Genomic DNA, 19,197 nt, shown 5'->3' with positions numbered 1-19,197 from the left:
GTATACCAGGTTTTTGAACTTTCAAAATCTAATGAAACATTTTACCGGTGAATGACGGGGCGATCAGCGGCAGGCATCAACGATATTCTGGTAGTTCAGGGCAACAAAAAGGCGGAGTATTCACTCCGCCTTTCGTATAGCTATTACAATTTTTTATACCAGCATGGTTACCGGGTTTTCCAGGAAACCTTTCAGGGTAGCCAGGAAACGGGCGCCTACAGCTCCATCCACGCTTCTATGGTCGCAGCTCAGGGTCAGTTTCATGATGTTGGCTGTTTTTATCTGGCCTTTTTCCACTACCGCAGTTTCTGTGATGTTACCAACCGCGAGGATCGCTGAATCCGGCGGGTTAATGATCGCAGTGAATTCGTCGATGCCCAGCATACCCAGGTTGGAGATGCTGAAAGTATTACCGCTGAATTCCTGTGGTTGCAGTTTCTTGTTTTTGGCTTTATCGTACAGGCCTTTTGCATCACTGGCAATCTGGCTCAGTGTTTTCTGATCTGCAAAGCGGATCACCGGTACTATCAGGCCTTCTTCAATGGCTACTGCAGAACCAATATGTATATGCTGGTTTTCGCGGATAAAGTCGCCCATCCAGCTACTGTTCACGGCAGGATGCTGACGCAGTGCCATAGCAGCGGCCTTGATCACCATATCATTGAAGGAAATCTTAACGGGGGAAATTTCGTTGATGGATTTACGGGCTTCTATCGCCTTATCCATATTCACATCTATTTTCAGATAGAAGTGAGGCGCACTGAATTTGCTTTCGCTGAGGCGTCTGGCAATCGTCTGGCGCATTTTGGTCAGCGGAATATCTTTGAAGCCTTCCTGGCCGGCAGGTACAAAGGCTGGAGCAGCTGGCGCTGTACCGGCTTGTGCTGCAGGAGCCGTTTTGGCAGCAGGAACATAGCTATCCACATCTTTTTTGATGATACGGCCACCATCGCCGGAACCCGGAACCTGGCTGATATCAATACCTTTCTCTTCTGCCAGTTTCTTTGCCAGCGGAGACGCTTTTACACGGCCATCAGTGGAGGTAGTTGCAGCAGGGGCAGGGGCCTGGGCTGGCGCCGGAGCAGGAGTACCGTTCTGGGAAGGGGCCGGGGCAGATGCAGCCTGGGCTGGTGCCGCGGGGGCAGCGCCTTCAGCTGCCAGGATCGCGTCTACATTAGTACCCGCTTTACCCACAATGGCTATAATACCATTTACTTTGGCGGCATCGCCTTCTTTTACACCTATATATAATAAAGTACCGTCGGCATAACCTATAACTTCCATGGTCGCTTTATCCGTTTCCACTTCAGCCAGTACATCATCGCTTTTTACAATGTCGCCTACTTTTTTATTCCAGGCAACTATTTTACCTTCTGTCATGGTATCGCTCAGGAGCGGCATCCGGATAACAGTAGCATTTTTCAGTGCTTCTTTTAATGCAGCATCATCAGCCGGAGCGGCAGCGGCCGGAGCAGCCTGTGGAGCAGGTGCCGGTGCGGCGGCAGTTGGTGCAGGAGCGGCAGCATCTTTTTTACCTTCGCCTTCCAGCAGGGAGCTGTAATCTTCTCCAGGTTTACCTACAATGGCAATGATCCCGTTTACCTTAGCTGCTTTCCCTTTCTCAACACCTATATAAAGGAGGGTTCCTTCTACATAACCCATCACTTCCATAGTGGCCTTATCTGTTTCCACTTCAGCTATAACATCGTCTGCTTTTACTGTATCGCCCACCTTTTTATGCCATTCCGCAATCACCCCTTCCGTCATCGTATCACTCAAAAGGGGCATTCTGATAACTTCTGCCATAGTGCTTTATTCAAAATTTTGTTCAAACCTACATGTTTTTGCGCAAAAACGCAAAGAAGGAATTGTAAACTGTTTAAAAATGTCTGTCTATCCTTAATATTTAATCAGCGTATGTACGCTAGAAATCCAATTCCATGTTAAGCCGGTCTTTCAGCTCTTTTACCAATGGGTATTTCTCTGCCATCTGCTGGAACTGCTCCCGGCTGGAAAGCGGGGCCGGACCAATATCCTGTACCTGCTGGCTTTCATCCAGCTGCAGGGTGAGCACAATGGCGGGGTTGTTGAATTTCTTCTTCAGGAATTCTGCAATCACCAGCTTTTCTTCTTCCATAAACCGGAACTGTACAATGTTCCGGCTTACAATTCCAACCTCAGCAGTACCCAGTAGCTTCAGCTGGGCCAGCTGCAAATTACTTACCACCGTCATTTTGTTGGCCTGCCGGTACAGATCAATAAATTCTTCCCAGTACACATGGATAGCTCCCATGGTAATAGGGGTGGATTGCACCTGAGTGGTGCCCTGCTGTTTGGCAGCCATTGCCTCTTTCATAGCGGCAAGCCCGGTCAGTTTGCCGGCAGGGGCCGTGGCGGCTGCTGAACCGGAAGTCCCTGCAGCAGGAGAGGCCACAGGAGCTGTGGCTTGAGCTGTTCCCGGTGAACTGGTAACAGGTATACTGGAGGAAGGCGCCATAGCAGGCGTATTAATCACTCCCGTATTTCCATTGGAAGAAGGCGTAGCGGGCACAGGGGCCGGTGCTGCTGGTGGTGGCGTTTGGACAACTGGCGCAGCCTGAACCGGCGGAGTTTGTACCGATGTTTTTTGCACCGGTGCTGCCACCGGTATGTCTACCGTTAAACGGGGGCCCGCTGCTGCAATGCTTTCTGTAGTGGCCGGAGTACCGGTAATGGTTTTAGCGGTTACCGGCTGGGCAACAGGCGCCCGCAGTTTTTGCGGCGGAGAGCCATCAGCTACCAGCTTTTTTTTTGAGACCTCTCCGTTGCTGTCGTCACTCACCAGCGTTACAGCCTGTTGCAGGAAACACAGCCTGATCAGGGCCATTTCCACATGCAAACGCTTATTACGTGCCATGCGGTAATTGATCTCGGTTTCATTCAGCAGGTGCAGGGCGGTGATCAGGTAAGCGGGGCTTACCTGGCCCGACAGCTGTTTATAACGCTCTTTCAGGTTACCGGAAACCTCTACCAGGTGAAGGGCCTTATCTTCTTTACATAATAACAGGTTACGTAAAAATTCCGCCCATCCGTTCAGGAAATTATCTCCTTCAAAACCCTTCTGTAAAATTTCATCAAATATCAGCAGGGCATTGGCTACGTCCTGTTGCAACACAGCCGTCATTACCCGGAAAAAATAATCGTAATCAAGAATATTGAGGTGTTCCAGGGTATTCTGGTAGGTAAGATGCCCGCTTGTAAAACTTACGATCTTATCCAGCGTACTCAGGGAATCACGCATACACCCGTCGGTTTTCTGCGCTACCAGGTGCAGGGCATCAGCTTCTGCCTGGATATGCTCCTTATTACATATCTCCTGCAAATGGTCTACCGTATCCTGTATGGTAATACGCTTGAAGTCGAAGATCTGGCAACGGCTCAGAATGGTCGGCAATATTTTATGCTTTTCCGTAGTAGCCAGGATGAAGATCGCATAAGACGGCGGCTCCTCCAGGGTTTTAAGAAAAGCATTGAAAGCCGAGGAACTGAGCATGTGTACCTCATCTATGATATAGATCTTGTACTTTCCTGCCTGCGGCGCAAAGCGCACCTGTTCCACCAGGGTGCGGATGTCATCTACAGAGTTATTGGAGGCAGCGTCCAGTTCATGGATGTTGAATGAACTGCCCTCATTAAACGATTTGCAGGAATGACACTCATTACAGGCTTCCCCATCCGGCTGCAGGTTTTCGCAGTTAATGGTTTTAGCCAGGATACGGGCACAGGTGGTTTTCCCTACTCCACGCGGACCGCAAAACAGGAAGGCATGTGCCAGCTGTTTATTGCGGATGGCATTTTTGAGTGTGGTGGTAATATGTGCCTGTCCTACTACTGTTGAAAAGTTCTGTGGACGGTATTTACGGGCTGAAACGATAAAATTCTCCATATGAGTGCTACGCTTTCGCGAGCGCCGAAAATACGCACAAATTCAGTAAGAGAAAAATGCGCAGCAGTAACGGCGCTTTAACGGGTCTATTCTCCCGGTTCCAATGATAAAACAAACTCCAGATATGACTTTTTTAGTAATATGATGCTGTTGCTAAAATGTTCCATCGTGGCAGAACTGATTTCATGTAGTTCCTGGATGGCTGCATAATCCGGTACCATATCCTGCATAAAAGTGCAATCACGCTCATTGAACCGCTTTAATCTTTCTTCCATGTCTTCAGGGAAATTTAGAAACAGCTTCCCCTGCCGGATGTTTTCCATAACCATCCGGAATCCCCAGCACTCGGCCGACAATTCATCAAACAATGCCTGCAACGATTCCATTTCTTCCCCGCCGGAATTAAACAACAGGCTGATACAATGAATGATCCGTATCACCTGTTCATTCAGCTGCCGACTGGTTTGCTGGTACTGCAGGATCTGTGTGTATTTTTCCATAAGCAGAACGGCCGTAGCCTGGCTGCGTTGCATAGCTATGCTGTAGTGATATTGAAACGCCTGCTGGTCGTGCTGCTGAAGCCACATTTCTTCGGCGGCAACATGTGTGGATAACATCCTGGCCAGCTGCGTGGCGCGTGCTGCACTGTATTTTTGCCCGTCAAATTCAAAATAACTGGTCTGGAACTGCCCGTTGCTGATGGCCTGAAGGGTTTCTGCATCCTGGCGGTCGCGGTAAAAAGCCCGCATTCTTGTAATGTTATCCGGATGATAGAGGTCCTGAAAGCTACTTGTCTTTATTTCCGCGGGTGTAAGCAGCCGGGTGAACTCCCCGCTAATGCCGGCGAACTCCCTGTTATCATAGTACTCATTAAATGCCCTGGGATACTCGTACAGCCGGTGATGGTGAGAAAGTTCTTCAATATACGTGGCCGGCGATATCTCAGTAAGCGGCGCTTCACCGGCATGCGTCGTAAAATTATACACCAGTGAAGTCATTTGTTCCTGGATACTTTCCGGCTCGTTAAACAGGTTCCAGGCGCTGGTGCTCACAGGTTTGCACTGTACTGCTGCCGCCAGATAATGCGCTTCCCGCGCTTCCCGCGAAAGGTGTGAGGTCCATTGCTCCCTCAACTGTACCCGGCTCTTAAGAAATGTCTGGAAATAATTGTCGGTAATAACCGGCAGCCCGGCAGCATCCAATGCCAGGTGGTTCTGGGCGGCATGATACCGGATCATGCCGCGTTGTGCCATAAAAATATTGGAAAAACGGAGTGCCCTTTCTGCAAGGTCCGGTAATTTATGAAAACAGTGATCCAGGCAATAACCGCCCATTTCCTGTCTTCGCAAACCGCTTACCGCTGTTTCTGTACTGGTAAGACCTACTGCTACCGTATCTGCATAGTGCTCCATTTCCCCGCTCAGCTCCAGGTACTGCCGGTTGATGACAGCATATATTTTCCGCAATACATATTGCATACCGTTCAGGATCCCTGTAGTGATGTGCGCAAAAAAATTCAGCGGGCTGCTCCCCCTGCTCCAGCGCAGTTCTATTTCATTCCAGCGGTCATTTTCATACAGCATGCTATATAACATCTTGTTCAGCGCATAGATATAGCTGCCAAGCTTCATACTACGCTGCGAAAAATGCGCAAATTCATGCGCCAGCAGCATTTTGAACTCACTCACATTTACGCTGTTGATCAACCCTAAACCAATTTCCAGGTTTTTCCCCGCCGGCCAGAATAAACTCAGGAAGCTCGAATGATAGAATACCGCGGTATTCATGTCTGGTACAACGAATATCTTTTTAGGAAAACTGATGCGCGTATCTTTTACCAGCCGTGTAATAAAGTCAAATAAACGGGGATGATGATCCGGAAAGATCTGTGTACGGTAAGGACTAACTGCGGGACGTTTGTTAAACAGAAATTTTATCAGAAAAAATAAGACCATGCCACCCAGTACAATAAAACTGAGCCCGGTGATGCCGGTACTCCAGGCCGGATAGGCACGGAATAACATGATCCCTCCCCATATGCAGGCAACAGCCAGGGCGATGGCTGCAAATAATAATACCACGTAGAGAATAAAAAACAACACAACGTAGCTGATGGCTTTCACTACTTGTTGCCTAAATAATAACGTGGGCTCAATAAGTGCCAGATCCGCGTTATCAGGGCACTCAGGGTATAAGTTGATCATAACAAAATGTCAGGTTAGATGCGGTCGTAACAGCAAAAGGGATTTAAATGAAGATAATATCATAAAATTATTCATCTCCCAACAGTATCGTATATTGATATGAGATGTATTATTCCCTCTGCTGTAACGGATCCATAGCAATTACTTTTAGTATTATATTATGGCTGACATATCTATCCACATGCTCTGAAAGAGTACTGTCTGCCTGAAGACAGTACTCTTTTATTGTTAATAATATATTTATCCTTTCTTATCCAAGTATCGGGTGCCTTTTATAGGGAGCTGTACGGTCAAATAAATAGCGGTAGGTGGCCAGCTTGCGGGAAGGAACAGCGCCAAGGCTTTCTGCCACATTTTGCATTCTAGGATTAAAATCGCCGATCCATTGCATTTCATATTCTTCGTAATTCGACTTTCCGTCCTGGATTAATTTTGCGCCTTCCACGATCATATAGGCATCTACGCCCTTTCCCTGGAATTCAGGGACGATACCAAATATAATCCCTACCATCTTTTTGCAGTAGCCGGTTTGTTTTAGCCACAGGAATTTCAGCTTTTGTAACAAACCAAACCTGCCGTTCATATGCTTAATATACTGGTTCAGATCCGGTAGGTTCAGCCAGATAGCAATGGGATCTTCGTTATAGTAAACAAACCAGGCAATTTTTTCATCCAGCAGTGGCTTCATCTGTTTAAACAACACCAAAGCCTGTCCTTTTGCCATTTCCTTACCACCCATATGCTGTGCCCATGCCTTGTTGTATACGATACTAAAGGCTTCTGCAAAACGCGGCAGTTCATTTTTACGGATATGCACCGCCCTGAATGCAGGATCCGCTTTAATTGCAGCATGCCGGTTGAAAAATTTCGGTTGCAGCTGATCGCTTACCTTCATTCCGTAGCAGATCTGGTTGAAAAAAAGCTGGAAGCCGTACTCCTCAAATAAACGTATATAGTAGGGAGGATTGAAGTTCATGCAGTATAATGGCTCATGAAACCCTTCTGTGAGCAACCCCCACCAGTTATTCCGTTCCCCGAAATTGATGGGGCCATCCATCGCGCCCATTCCTCTTTCCTGCAACCACTGCCTGGCAGTATCAAAAAGCAGGTTGGCGGCTTCCTGCTGATCTATACAATCAAAGAAACCCACGCCACCTACCAGGCATTCGTCTCCTTTGGTCTTATATTTTTTATTAACAAAAGCGGCAATCCTGCCGGCTAACCTGCCTTTGTCATCTTTTAAAATCCATCTGATGCATTCACCATGACGGAATGCCTTGTTTTTTTCAGAATCAAAAACACTGTTAATATCCTTGTCCAGCGGCCTTATCCATCCAGGTACATTCTTGTTTAATTCCACATGCACGTCGAGAAATTGCCGGGCTGTCCGTTCGTCATTTACAATAATCAATTGCATTGAAACCGTTTATACAAATGTAATAAAAATGCATTGGCATTATTTTTTCTTCTTTCCCCGGTATGAAAAGAAGCTACATTTATCCCGCTATCCTGTTCCTGCTTATTGTGGTATTCAGCCTGGGGTACTGCCAGCAGCAACGCTATGTCCGTAAAGTGCTGTCTGAAAACCAGCGCCTGTGGAACGAGAACCGCGATCTACGTAAAAGCCTTGACCAGTCCGGGGCCATGTCCGAGCAAATTACCAACCACCAGGAGCTTCGCCAGCGGGTAGCCGGCCAGTTTATTGAGCGCAGGGCGTATTACCGCCGGAACTGGCAGCAATTTATCGCTGTTACCGCCGGGGATTACCGCACCGGGCTGCTTGGCGGCATCAAAGATCTGGACATTATTGTAAGAAATCAAACGGAATATGCGCTCGATAATGTGGTTGTCAGTGTATCCTATATGCGCAACAACAACGAGGTTTTTAAAACAGAAAGATACACCATCACCAATATCCCCGGGAAAGGCACCCGCAGCATTGCCGCCTCCAACAGCCGCAAAGGCAGCAAGGTAGCTGTAAAACTGGTGAGTATTACCAGTCAGCCGATGAACTTCTGCTGGGCGGCTGATAAGCCCGTTCCCGCAGGTAATCCGGATCCGTACGAATGTGTGCCATCCGTGAAAAATACAACCGAATAGCCACCTGTACCACACGGGATAATCAGTAACTTCACCGCATGATCCGGCTAATACCTACTACCATCGCCAGTGAAGCGATAAAGAATTTATATGAAGAAGCTTTCCCCGAAGAGGAAAGAAGACCCTGGGATCAGCAATTGATGCTGATAGCGTCAGGAAAGTTACAGTTACTGCATATTGTAAATGACGATACATTCGCGGGCTTTATATTTTTCTGGCGTCTTCCCGGTTTCAGTTTTATAGAGCATTTTGCCATTCACCCCGGAGCGAGGGGAGGTGGCGCAGGCACGCAGGTAATGTTGCTGATGGAAGCTGAGCTGGGAGGGATTGTACTGGAAGTGGAACCGCCGGTAACGGAGCAGGCTATACGTAGAATTGGCTTTTATGAGCGGCTCGGTTACCAGGCATTTACAGAGCCTTATCACCAGCCCTCATATTATCCTCAATATCCGCCATTGGAATTGCGCCTGATGCAAAAGGGATTATCGTCCGGTACGGCCACTTTTCAAACTGTAAAGGACCGGTTATATAAATACGTTTATAATAAATAAAAAAGTACGGATAATATCCAGCGCATTAATGATGTAATCTCACAAACATCTTTGCCACTGTTATCATCCGTACTTTCGTCATATATCCAAAGGTGGTTTATCCTACACGTGAAGGACGGTCACCCTGCTGTCTTTCCTGCGGTTGCCTTGGCTGCTGCTGTTGCTGTATTCTTTGCTGTTGCTGCTGTTCCCTTACCCTCTGCTGTTGTTGTTGTTGTATCCTTTGCTGTTGCTGTTGTTGCTGTTGTTCTCTTTGTACCCTTTGTTGTTGTTGCTGTTGCTGTTGTATCCTTTGCTGTTGCTGTTGTTGCTGTTGTTCTCTTTGTACCCTTTGTTGTTGTTGTTGCTGTTGCTGTTCTATCCTCTGCTGTTGTTGCTGTTGCTGTTGTTCTCTTACCCTTTGCTGCTGTATCCTTTGTTGGTCTTGTTGCTGTTGTTGTTCCCTTTGAACCCTCTGCTGTTGCTGTTGTTGCTGCTGCTGAATTCTCTGCTGCTGTTGTTGCTGTTGTATCTGTTGTTGTTCGGCAGTTCTGTCTGGTGTTATTCTCGATGGCCTGTTAAAGTTGCCCGGATTATTGTTATTGTTATTGGCCGGATTCACCGGTTGTGTAGTACCTGTTCTCACCCTTCCGTTATTGTTACCAGGGAAGTTATTACCGGTATTGTTATTGGCCGGCTGGTTCACTTCACCGGGGCGTACCCTGTTACCTCCATTATTACTGTTGCCTGGTTGGGTAACAGTATTTCCGGGTGTAACACGGCCGGGACGGTTGTTATTATTGTTATTTATTGGTTGTACCGGTCTTGTACGGTCTATCTCACGTCCTCTCTGGATAGCGGCAGCATCCGGGCGGTAAATACGTAACTGGTTATTTTCAACCCTGCCACCAATTGGTCTGCTGGTGTTTTCCACTCTCACAGGGCGTATAGCCTGGCCTGAATAACGTTGTACCTCGTTGGCACTCGGACCGGCATATACTCTTCTGCCACCGTAATTATTGGTGTTATTGATAACAGTGGTATTGTTGATAATAGTTACATTCCTGCTGTTATTAACATAGTAGTTATTGATCCGTGGGCTGTTAATGTACTGTCGTGGTACAAACGCCCAATAATTGGCTGGCGCATTATAAGTATACTGTGGTCCCATTGGCGCCCATCCATAGTAGTCGCCGCCGGTTCTCCAGCTTACCCATGCCGGCGCCCAGTCGTAGCCGGGTACCCACATCCATCCCTGGAAGTCGTCATATAACCAGCGACCATAGTGGAACGCTGCCCAACCCCATGCGAAATCAGATGCCCAGGTCCAGCCGTAGTCGGTGTATACCCAGTGCCCGTTTGTATAGTAAGGCCTGAAGTCTGGCCCTGCATTAGGGATCCACACCCGGTCGTACCCGGGGTAGCTTGCCCAGCGGCCGTAAGGGCTCAATTCGTCGTAAAAGGAAATAGATCCGCTCACCTGTACCTGCGGTCCGCTGGCATAGGAAGAGCCATATTGATCATCGTAAGCCGGTGCATATGTAGATGCGCAACTGCTGACGAAAAAGCCCAAAAATAAAAGTGATATTCCTGTATGTTTTAATAAACTGTTCATAACTCCTGTTTTTTAGTCCTGTAGGTATTGTTTTTTGTAAGACCCTGGAGATGTAATGAATGCTTTGTAAAGATTGTCTTTATATCAACAAGCATTTTTAAATGGTTTGTGAAAAAGTATTAGAAGGCGGAATCATTTTAAATTGTTAAAGGATTATGTTAAAATTTTTATAACGCGCTTTGCTGCAGTTACAGCGCTATATATGCTATCAGACAAAAATGATTCCAAATTCGTAATCGCTGTAATAGCTTGCATTCCAGCGGATAACAGAAGCATATATGGAATAATAAAACATTCCCGTAATATTCCATCGGTTGCATTGATATATGCTTGGCTTTTAACCGGGATCCTGTCGTACAGTCGTTACGTTTAGTGTGTGTTACAGTAATGTTTCATGTGCAGGATAACATGTATAAATGCAGGCGGGGAGAGGAATAAGAAGGAAATGATAATTTGGGGCGATGCGGGGCAGTGAAAGCACTATTGTGCCGGGGTAAAATGCCGGAGCTCTCACCCCGGCATTTTGTACCTACACGGTGTATTCACCCACTTTAGTGCCGTCATCTTTCAGCATGGTGAGCACCAGTTTCTGCTGATCGGCTTTTATTTTTATCAGAGTACGATAACCATCTTTTGGTCCGCCGCCAATAATAAGCGGGTATTCATGCTCTCCTTTTACAGGCGCATATACGCCATATTTGTGGGTATGGCCGCAAATAAGGATATCAATTTTATGTTTGTTGAACAGGCTGCCAAACATCTCGCGGCAATGTTTCACGCCGTGCCAGTCGCCGGAATGGTAATGCGGAATATGCATCATTACAACTTTATGCTTTGCTTTTCTGAAAGCAGGACTTTGCAGTTGTTGCTCCAGCCAGCGTGCCTGTTGCTCGCGGTAGGCATCAAAATCAACGATGCCTGCATATACCGGGTGTTCGTCTTCCTTATCTTCTCCTGTGTCCAGTACAATGGCCGACACGGGACCTATGTTAAAAGTGAAATAATTGTTGTGGCCGGGATTGTCGAAGTACTGGTGCCATTCCCGGGCGTATTTGCCGCGGGTTTCATGGTTGCCGCGTACATACATGAACGGCGTTTGCGTGGAAAAGGTATCGCCGCAGGGAGTGAGCATATGGTCAATGATCTGTTGCTCGTCTGATTGGTAATCGAATACATCCCCGTTAAAAAACACGAAATCGTAAGGGTCGTTGCCGTTCAGCTTCATCAGGTGGGGAATAGAAGCAGGGCGGTCGTGGATGTCGTTGATAATCACCCAGGAAACTTCCTTCTTCTGCGGATCGGGCGCGGTAAATGTATAGGTGGCGCTTTCTATGGTATCGCCATAGGTAAGCTTATAAGGTTCAAACGACACAATATCTTTTGAGCAAACCTTGTAACTGTACTTTTTTCCGGGCTCCAGCTGTTCCAGTTCTATGCGGTGCAGGCGGTTATTGGCTTCTACCAGCCCGTTTGTAACGCGGTGGGCCTTTTTATTCAGCTGGCCGTCTGTTCCGTATTCCACCCAGCTGTAGCAGGGACGGCTGGTAAGCCACATCACTGAAATGGTATGCGGACCGGGATACTGAAGATAAGGTTTACACAGGAAGGCATGCTCAGGCCCTGCCGTGGGGGTAGTTCCCGGAAGTATAGCCGCTTTGGCCGCAGCCGGTACAATGCCGGTGATGCCCAGTAATCCTGCTTTGGAAAGGTTGCCCAGGAATGATCTCCTGGATTGTTCACTGTTTGACTTTATCATATTTATATATTATGTATATGTCAGGATAGCTGTTAAAAATAGCAAAGGAATTAAGAAAAGAAAGCTATTTTTATATGAATGGCGCCTGTAGCTTCACGTTATTTATGAATAATGAAAAAATATAATTTGATAGACTGCGCTTTACATTGCCGGGGCATAAAACTTTACTAATGATAAAATCGGTGAAAAATGCGGTGGGAAAAGGTTTTTTTTCGTCGTTAGCGTTTTGATTTTCATCCATTAACTATTACCTTTGCGGCAAATTTGGGAACTGTACGCTATAAATTGCTGCCGTTTTTGAACTATTACATTTTAGTATTTTTATAAACCTCTTTAAAAATATGCCTAACACAGGTAAGATCAAACAAATAATCGGTCCCGTGGTGGACGTGCACTTTGATGACAAATTGCCCGAAATCTACAGCGCATTGGAAATTACCCGCGAAAATGGTCAGAAAGTAGTATTGGAAGTACAGCAGCACCTGGGTGAAGACAGTGTTCGTACAGTGGCGATGGACTCTACAGACGGTATGGTTCGTGGCATGACCGTAGTTGATAAAGGCGCGCCTATTAAAATGCCAGTTGGCGACCAGGTTAAAGGACGTTTGTTCAATGTGGTAGGTGAAGCAATTGACGGCTTGGGTGATGTTGATGCTTCAAATGGTTACCCGATTCACCGTGAACCGCCTAAATTTGAAGATCTCGCTACTGAAACAGAAGTACTGTTCACTGGTATTAAGGTAATCGACCTCATCGAGCCATATGCAAAAGGTGGTAAGATCGGTTTGTTTGGTGGTGCCGGTGTAGGTAAAACAGTATTGATCCAGGAACTGATCAACAACATCGCAAAAGGTTACGAAGGTTTGTCTGTATTCGCCGGTGTTGGTGAGCGTACCCGTGAAGGGAACGATCTGATGCGCGAAATGATCGAAGCAAACATCGTTAAGTACGGCGACAAGTTTAAAGAATCAATGGAACACGGCGACTGGGATGTTGCCGCTGTAGATAAAGAATTACTGAAACAATCACAGGCTACGTTTGTGTTTGGTCAGATGAACGAACCACCGGGAGCACGTGCGCGTGTAGCCCTGTCCGGTTTAACACTGGCAGAATATTTCCGTGATGGAGATGGTTCTGCAGGTGGTGGTAGAGATATCCTCTTCTTCGTAGATAACATCTTCCGTTTCACACAGGCAGGTTCTGAAGTATCCGCGCTGTTAGGCCGTATGCCTTCTGCGGTGGGCTATCAGCCAACACTGGCTACTGAAATGGGTCTGATGCAGGAACGTATCACCTCCACTAAAAATGGTTCCATCACTTCCGTACAGGCGGTTTACGTACCTGCGGATGACTTAACGGATCCGGCTCCGGCAACAACCTTCTCCCATCTGGATGCTACCACCGTATTGGATCGTAAGATCTCCGATCTTGGTATCTATCCTGCTGTGAGCCCGCTGGACTCTACCTCCCGTATCCTCACACCGGCTATCGTAGGTGAAGCTCACTATAACTGTGCACAACGCGTGAAAATGATCCTGCAACGTTATAAAGAGCTCCAGGATATCATCGCCATCCTCGGTCTGGATGAACTGAGCGACGAAGATAAGCTGACAGTATCCCGTGCACGTCGTGTACAGCGTTTCCTGTCACAGCCTTTCCACGTAGCAGAACAGTTTACCGGTCTGAAAGGTGTACTGGTGCCCATCGAAGAAACTATCCGTGGCTTTAACATGATCATGGACGGTGAAGTAGATGAGTATCCGGAAGCAGCTTTCAACCTGGTAGGTAACATCGAAGCAGCTATTGAAAAAGGTAAGAAATTACTGGAAGCAGCGAATAACTAATTAAGTCAATGATCCCGGTATTGCCGGGATCATTACCCTTCACCATTTACGATCATAACATGCTATTAGAAGTATTAACACCTGAAAGAAAAATATATGCCGGAGAAGTGTACGGAGTACAGCTGCCGGGCATTGACGGTTCTTTTGAAATACTGGATAAACATGCTCCATTAATTGCAGCCCTCGGAAATGGTAAAATGAAAGTGCTGAAAGATAAAGCTCACTCCGAGTTTTTTACCATCAGCGGCGGATTTGTGGAAGTGTTGCGCAATAAGGCTACCGTACTCGTTGAAGGCGCTGTAGCAGTGGAAAAATAAGCATACCAGCAAAAATATAATAACCGGGCCGGGTAAGAATACCCGGCCTTCGTTTTGTCCTAACTATTCCAATCTTAGATGACCCGGTGAATGACAGGATTGCCCCACCGGGATTTCCTCTCTATTCATTATGTACAATACATTACCGGTACGGCTATACGAGATATCCGCAGTAACTACATGTACATCAATAGACAACCCTATCAAGGCTGTATATATTACCTAATGAATATGCCTTTGACGATAATCAGTTAGTGATCAGGTAAAATGCTGGTATCGATCTATAGAAGGAGCAAAAAATTTCATGGGTTTTGCCTTCATAGGTGTATCTTATCGGTTATTTTACTTACCTGAAAACGGGCTATGTAGCTGGTTTGACCTGCCAATTACTTTAGCAAGATATTTAATTTGTTTTAAATAAACGGCATTCATCCTGTTCATTTTTCACTTTAAATAACGGCCCCAGCCCATATTGTTCTTTTTCAGAATATTACCGCTAATTTAAGGAAGGATCAATTGGGTAGTTTGCCATCATGGCAAAGGTACTGCCAAGGTTTTTAAGGGATTGCTGCCATATTTGCTGCTCTCTGCGCTCAAATATCAGGGAAGTATCGCTGTCAGACAAGATCCAGGATTTGTCCTTCACCTCCTCATCCAGCTGCCCTTCGGTCCAGCCGGAATAACCAATAAAGAACTTTACCCTGTTGGGCTCCAGTAAACCCTTATTGATGGCATTCACCACCTGGTCAAATTTACCTCCCCAGAACACCCCGGGCAATATCTCCTGCCCGCCGCTGATCAGCTCCGGGTGCCGGTGCACAAAATGAATGGTATCCGTTTGTACAGGGCCTCCATAGTAAACAGGAATATTAGTGATCAATACCTCCGGCACAAGATCACTAAGCGTTTGATCAAACAACTTGTTAATTACAAAACCAAAACTGCCTTTTTCCTGGTATTCACAAAGAAGTACTACCGCGCGCGCAAAATTCGGATCTTTCAAAAATGGATCAGCTATCAGCAAAATGCCGGGCGACAAAGTTACCATAGACAAACAATTTTATAGCCTGTTCAAATTTAACTAAATGATTGAATAGTAAAGAAAAAAGAAAATAAGAAGGAAAGTAGGGAAAATAAAAAAGGAGGCTAGAAAACCTCCTTACCATTTTATCAACCAAAATCTAAATCGCTTATGGAACGAATCCACATCGATGTATGTAGAAAGTTTAATTACTTTGTTATGATCCTTAACTAATCAAAATTAGTACCAGATTCTGAAGCAAAGGTAAGGAAAGAAGCAATAATAAAATCAGCAACACCCAGTTAAAATTACGTTAAAGTGATATTGTATTGCGAAAATAACGCACAGAGGCAGGATACGGTCCGGAATTTTGTATCATAGTTGCTATAGCAAACATCTTTTTTAACATATTTTAATATTTCTATGCACTTATCTTTGAGATAATAAAGCCTGATAAAACTTACATGATACCACTGAAGAAGATTTTCCCCGTTATCGTTGTACTGATCACACTGTCACTGTTAGGCATTATCTATATCCAGGTCAGTTGGATCAGAAGTGCTGTTCTCATCAAACAGGAACAGCTTTTTCAGCGTGCCATCAATATGACCCAGGATGTATACAACGACATGATGTACCGCCGTCAGGCCGCAGTGATGTTTAAACTGGACGCCAAAGAGCCACCGGCTACTACAAAAGGATTCAGCCTGGATATTAACCGCGTGCCTTACCAGCCACCGGCAGTGAGCGACTTTTTTACCGTGCAGGAAGTGAGGCGTTGTATCCAGTCCAATATGAGGAAAAATCACCTCGATTCCACCAACTTTGAGTTCGCCATTCTTGGGATAGTGCCCGGGTCCGATCTGGCCAATATCAAGATGCAATCTGCCGGCTTTGTGCAGATGTACCAGAAAAGCCAGGAAGACAGCCTGAAGAGGCTCAACGACTATAAAGTACAGGTAATCAATCTCACGGAACAAACTGATTTCAGCCCAAGAGTGGAACGGCTGATGATTGTTATGCCTGCCGATGATTCTATTGCCAAACAGTTAGGGATCATGATCTCCGGCGGTGTACTGTTCACCATGATCATTATCACCGCCTTTGCGCTTACCATCCGCACCCTGCTGAACCAGAAAAAACTTTCGGAAATAAAATCCGATTTTATCAATAACATGACCCATGAACTGAAAACACCACTGGCTACTATTTCACTGGCCATCGACGCTATCAGGAATGAGAAAGTTATGTCAAAACCGGAAAAAATCCAGTATTTCTCCGGCATCATCAAGGAAGAAAATAAACGGATGAACAAACAGGTGGAAAGCATCCTGCAGTCTGCCCTCCTGGAGAAAGATGAAATAGCGCTGAAACTGCAGGCTACAGATGTACACCAGGTGATTGAAAATACCGCCAACAACCTGCAGCTGCAGCTGGCTGCAAAGAACGGCTCGGTAAGCCTCCAGCTGGATGCCATCAATCCCGTTATTATGGCAGACGATGTTCACTTCTCCAACCTCATCTTCAACCTGATGGATAACGCGATCAAATATTCCAATGATCAGCTGGAGATAAGGATTCAAACTTATAACACCCGTAAAAGCCTGTTCATCGTGATTGCCGACAACGGTATCGGTATGAGCCGCGATACTATTTCACGTATCTTTGAAAAGTTCTACCGCGCACATACCGGCAATGTACATAACGTGAAAGGTTTCGGCCTTGGGCTTACTTATGTTAAAGCCATTGTAGATGCACATAAGGGAAAAATTAAAGTGGAAAGCGTGGTAGGTAAAGGCAGTAAATTTACCCTCGAATTTCCACAGGAATTAGATAAAGGCTAAAGCATATGATACTGAGTGAAAAAGAAATACAGCATTTTAAAAATCCTATTGCAGTTCCGGGCCTGGGCATCACCATGCAGGAAAAACTGAAAGAAGCCCGCGTACTGGTAGTAGGCGCCGGCGGGCTCGGAAGCCCGGTGGTACAATATCTCAGCGCCAGCGGGGTAGGAGTGATCGGCATTGCAGATTATGGAGTGATCAATGATGAAGACATGCATCGGCAACCCATTTACCAGATGCAGGATATCCGCAAGCACAAAGCGAAAATGGCAGCCAGCCGGTTGTGGGCAGTCAACCCGTATACAAAACATTATCCCATTCTCATGCAGGTAAAACCTGAAAGCATTAACATGATGCTGGTGGGATTTGACCTGGTGATCGACTGTACCCAGCACCTGCCTACCCACCTGGTGATCAACGATGCCTGCCTGGTACATAATAAACCGTTTATTACAGGGGAAGTGCATAACTGGATGGCCTGGTTCGCCGGTTTTAATATGCCTATGCCGGATGGTACCACCTCCGCTTCTTACCGTTGTGCATTACCACTTACGGAAGAATACCGCAATTTCGATGCAGGCGCCCTCGGAGCTACTCATGGCGCCCTCGGCACCCAGATCGTTTGCGAAGTGATCAAATACCTGATCGGTGTTCCGCTGGGTATTGCCGGTAAATTTTATGGTATCGACTACCTGCATAACCAAACCATCGTGCACGACCTGCAACCCGACACTGCGTTGATTGACAGCACCCGTGCAGCCGGTGTTCTCACCGCAGAAGAATACGGCCTGGAAATAGTTCCCGACGTGGAGGATTAGCTAGTTCTCCCGCCTTCGGCGGGAAATTGTCTGTTGCAGGATTAAACTTATTAATCATGATTATCAGGATTTGATTATGTCGTGATTTTATGGTGAATAATTAAGGGAGATAAAAGCGAACAGTTATCCGCTTCTATCTCCCTTAATCTTTAAAATCAATGATGATCAAAATCCTGATAATCATGATTAATAAGTTTAATCCTGCAGAAAGACAATCGCCGAAGGCGATCCTCTCCGCTGCATTAAACTTCCGCAAGCACCGTTTTGGCGCCTATTTTCAGTTCATGCTTCACGCCCAGCTTAAGTGAGTAGTTCTCCACCTGGTGCCCGCTGGGAAAGCCAAAGCAAACGGGGAAGTCGTAATCTTTAACGAGATTGCTGATAATTTCATACTCCGACTGCCCGAAAGGCGTATCCGTTTCCTGGCCATCTGTGAAAGCGCCTACCACAAGCCCGGCGAGGTTATCCAGCCAACCGGCGCGTTTCAGGTTATACATCATACGGTCCACATTATACCGGTATTCACCGATATCTTCCAGCAGCAGGATCTTTCCTTTTGTATTGATCTGCGATGGTGTACCTGAAAGGTTGGCGAGGATAGACAAATTACCGCCCACCAGTATGCCGGTGGCTTTTCCTTCCCTGTTCAGCGGATGTGCCGGTGCGGAATAACGATAGGTTTTGCCCCGCAATGCTGCCGCCAGGCTTTCGGTATATTCATTGTCAACTGTGGCGGGAGTAATACCGCTGCACATCATGGAATGCAGTGTGGCAATGCCTAAACGCCTTTGTACATGCGCATGCAGCGTGGTAATATCACTGTAGCCGCAAAGCCATTTGGGATGCTTCCTGAAACGGGTGAAATCCAGTTTATCTATGATGCACACCATGCCATAACCACCACGGCCAAATATAATCGCTTTTATTTCAGGATCGTTTAGCATATCCTGCAGCTCTTCCAGCCGCAGCTCGTCCGGTGCGGAGAAATTGTGAAAGCTGGTTCCCACAGTAATCCCGAGATGCACCCGGTATCCCCAGGAAGTGAGTACGCCACGTGCATACTCCGCCGCCTGCAGATCCATTTTGCTGCTGGAGCAGGTAATTCCGATCAGATCACCTTTTTTCAAATATGGCGGAATTTTTACCATTGTTCCTTTTGTTTACCTTTGCAGATTAGTTAGCGTAAATTCATTCTTTTTTCGCCGACTAAGGTGATAAATTGT

The 19,197-nt window shown here is 46.4% G+C and carries 14 protein-coding genes; 6 read left to right on the top strand and 8 right to left on the bottom strand.

Annotation, left to right across the window (positions count from 1 at the left end; translation table 11 throughout):
* Positions 1 to 153 precede the first annotated feature (153 nt).
* The 4 genes from FN124_RS05875 to FN124_RS05860 form a co-directional block, all read right to left on the bottom strand.
* Positions 154 to 1,806: a pyruvate dehydrogenase complex dihydrolipoamide acetyltransferase gene (locus FN124_RS05875; RefSeq protein WP_142683817.1), complete on the bottom strand. Its 1,653-nt coding sequence runs from the start codon at positions 1,804 to 1,806 to the stop codon at positions 154 to 156.
* A gap of 118 nt (positions 1,807 to 1,924) precedes the next feature.
* A complete protein-coding gene (locus tag FN124_RS05870) occupies positions 1,925 to 3,925 on the bottom strand; it encodes a DNA polymerase III subunit gamma/tau (RefSeq protein WP_142683816.1) in 2,001 nt (666 codons plus the stop codon).
* An 86-nt stretch (positions 3,926 to 4,011) separates the two neighbouring features.
* A complete protein-coding gene (locus FN124_RS05865) occupies positions 4,012 to 6,129 on the bottom strand; it encodes a M48 family metalloprotease (protein WP_142683815.1) in 2,118 nt (705 codons plus the stop codon).
* Positions 6,130 to 6,379: 250 nt separating this feature from the next.
* Positions 6,380 to 7,546, bottom strand: coding sequence for a hypothetical protein (locus FN124_RS05860; protein ID WP_142683814.1), 1,167 nt, complete (start codon positions 7,544 to 7,546; stop codon positions 6,380 to 6,382).
* 62 nt (positions 7,547 to 7,608) lie between these two features.
* On the opposite strand from FN124_RS05860, the gene FN124_RS05855 reads away from it, so the two are divergent.
* A complete protein-coding gene (locus FN124_RS05855; protein WP_142683813.1) occupies positions 7,609 to 8,229 on the top strand; it encodes a hypothetical protein in 621 nt (206 codons plus the stop codon).
* 38 nt (positions 8,230 to 8,267) lie between these two features.
* On the top strand, positions 8,268 to 8,780 hold the full coding sequence (locus tag FN124_RS05850; protein WP_142683812.1) for a GNAT family N-acetyltransferase: 513 nt from the start codon (positions 8,268 to 8,270) through the stop codon (positions 8,778 to 8,780).
* 97 nt (positions 8,781 to 8,877) lie between these two features.
* Here FN124_RS05850 and FN124_RS30845 read toward each other — a convergent pair whose 3' ends face one another.
* Together FN124_RS30845 and FN124_RS05840 are read right to left on the bottom strand one after the other, a co-directional pair.
* Complete coding sequence (locus FN124_RS30845; RefSeq protein ID WP_185937104.1) at positions 8,878 to 10,374, bottom strand: DUF6600 domain-containing protein; 1,497 nt, start codon at positions 10,372 to 10,374, stop codon at positions 8,878 to 8,880.
* Between the two features lie 529 nt (positions 10,375 to 10,903).
* Positions 10,904 to 12,130 (bottom strand): purple acid phosphatase family protein, encoded by a 1,227-nt coding sequence (locus tag FN124_RS05840; RefSeq protein WP_142683811.1) that lies wholly within the window; start codon positions 12,128 to 12,130, stop codon positions 10,904 to 10,906.
* A gap of 341 nt (positions 12,131 to 12,471) precedes the next feature.
* On the opposite strand from FN124_RS05840, the gene atpD reads away from it, so the two are divergent.
* Both atpD and atpC read left to right on the top strand, forming a co-directional pair.
* The gene (gene atpD / locus FN124_RS05835; RefSeq protein WP_142683810.1) at positions 12,472 to 13,974 is read left to right on the top strand and encodes a F0F1 ATP synthase subunit beta; all 1,503 of its coding nucleotides are present in this window, start codon (positions 12,472 to 12,474) and stop codon (positions 13,972 to 13,974) included.
* Positions 13,975 to 14,033: 59 nt separating this feature from the next.
* A complete protein-coding gene (gene atpC, locus FN124_RS05830) occupies positions 14,034 to 14,291 on the top strand; it encodes an ATP synthase F1 subunit epsilon (protein ID WP_142683809.1) in 258 nt (85 codons plus the stop codon).
* 496 nt (positions 14,292 to 14,787) lie between these two features.
* Here the strand turns inward: atpC and FN124_RS05825 are convergent, their stop codons facing one another.
* Complete coding sequence (locus FN124_RS05825; protein ID WP_142683808.1) at positions 14,788 to 15,339, bottom strand: YqgE/AlgH family protein; 552 nt, start codon at positions 15,337 to 15,339, stop codon at positions 14,788 to 14,790.
* 437 nt (positions 15,340 to 15,776) lie between these two features.
* On the opposite strand from FN124_RS05825, the gene FN124_RS05820 reads away from it, so the two are divergent.
* Entirely contained in the window at positions 15,777 to 17,156 is a 1,380-nt protein-coding gene (locus tag FN124_RS05820; RefSeq protein ID WP_260607343.1) for a sensor histidine kinase, read from the top strand.
* A gap of 5 nt (positions 17,157 to 17,161) precedes the next feature.
* Positions 17,162 to 17,974, top strand: coding sequence for a HesA/MoeB/ThiF family protein (locus tag FN124_RS05815; RefSeq protein WP_142683807.1), 813 nt, complete (start codon positions 17,162 to 17,164; stop codon positions 17,972 to 17,974).
* A 242-nt stretch (positions 17,975 to 18,216) separates the two neighbouring features.
* On the opposite strand, the gene FN124_RS05810 is transcribed toward FN124_RS05815, so the two are convergent.
* On the bottom strand, positions 18,217 to 19,101 hold the full coding sequence (locus FN124_RS05810; RefSeq protein ID WP_260607342.1) for a S66 peptidase family protein: 885 nt from the start codon (positions 19,099 to 19,101) through the stop codon (positions 18,217 to 18,219).
* Positions 19,102 to 19,197 lie beyond the last annotated feature (96 nt).

Origin of the sequence: Chitinophaga polysaccharea, from assembly GCF_902150045.1 — a bacterium.
Classification (GTDB): domain Bacteria; phylum Bacteroidota; class Bacteroidia; order Chitinophagales; family Chitinophagaceae; genus Chitinophaga; species Chitinophaga polysaccharea_A.
This window is presented reverse-complemented; position numbering and strand designations above follow the sequence as displayed.